This window comes from Mesotoga sp. HF07.pep.5.2.highcov, assembly GCF_003666285.1.
Lineage (GTDB): Bacteria > Thermotogota > Thermotogae > Petrotogales > Kosmotogaceae > Mesotoga > Mesotoga prima.
This window is the reverse complement of record NZ_JFHJ01000337.1, coordinates 1-1,056: the sequence shown is the minus strand read 5'-3', so window position 1 is coordinate 1,056 and position 1,056 is coordinate 1. Positions and strand designations below refer to the sequence as shown.

Below are 1,056 nucleotides of genomic sequence, written 5' to 3'. Positions count from 1 at the left end.
GGTCATACTTCGGATTGTTTGGATATGTTTCGAAGTCCCAGATCCACGCTTCTCCCGATTGAATTACCACATACGAATCGTTCTCGAGAATTACTTCAACCAGAAGCTCGACTTTCTCCGCAAAAGTCAGGTCACCAAGACATTCGAGAGAGTAGAATACAAGATCTCCATCAATTAGTACATAGATTCCCGTCTTGTCTTCCACTGCTGCCATGTCGAATGTTGACTTTGTTTCTTCAAGCGTAACTGTCTTCTTTAGAAGCTCCACACCCCTGGAGTCTCTAACTAAGAGCGTCACTTCGCCTGTCCCGATGTTCGCGAAGAATCTCGATTCGGCCTTGCCTCCGCTAAGCGTTACGGAAGGCATCCCGTTGTCGAACTCGACAACCGCCGCGTCCTTTACTCCTTTTACATCGACGCTGAATGCAAATTCGCTGATCCCCATGAGCGAAATCTCACGGGTCAGAGTGAATTCAGTATCGATCGATGGTTCTCCGCCAAGTTTGAAACACGCAGGCAAGAAAAATACGACCAAGGTAAAAGCAGAGAAAAGAACAAAAAGACGTCTGGCACTTGCTAAATTTACTCTACTCATCAATCTTCAACTCCCGTGCTCCAAAAGAACTGACGGAGTACACCAAACGATTTTATATCGCATCGTCAATAAATTATACACTGCAGAGGTTCGAGGAAACATTTAATCGATATGCATACAGGTAATGAAATCCAATTCTACCTCAAAAGGAGGTGTTCTTCATTGCCTTCAACTCGACTTTAAGTAGATTCTATTTTGATGCATTACGTTTACGCAGTCGATATCCACTAGAAAACTGTTTCACTCAATGATCGTGTTTGGTGAAAGTCCCTTGATAATCAAAGATACGGTGGTATAATCATAAACGATTTATATAGGACAAACTTTGTATGAATAACGGGGTGGCTGGATGAAAAAAACCTTCTGATTCTTACTCTATTTCTCGTTGCAGTGTCTTCTTTTTTCGCTTCAGTAGTTGTAGACTTTTTCGGCGTTGCGACATGTCAGGAATGTTTTGAAGC

General features: G+C 42.7%; 1 protein-coding gene. It reads right to left on the bottom strand.

The genetic code is table 11. The features are described 5' to 3' along the window. On the bottom strand, window positions 1-595 hold a 595-nt coding region (locus tag BG32_RS07405; RefSeq protein ID WP_147434874.1), incomplete at its 3' end, for a hypothetical protein. Window positions 596-1,056: the final 461 nt, after the last annotated feature.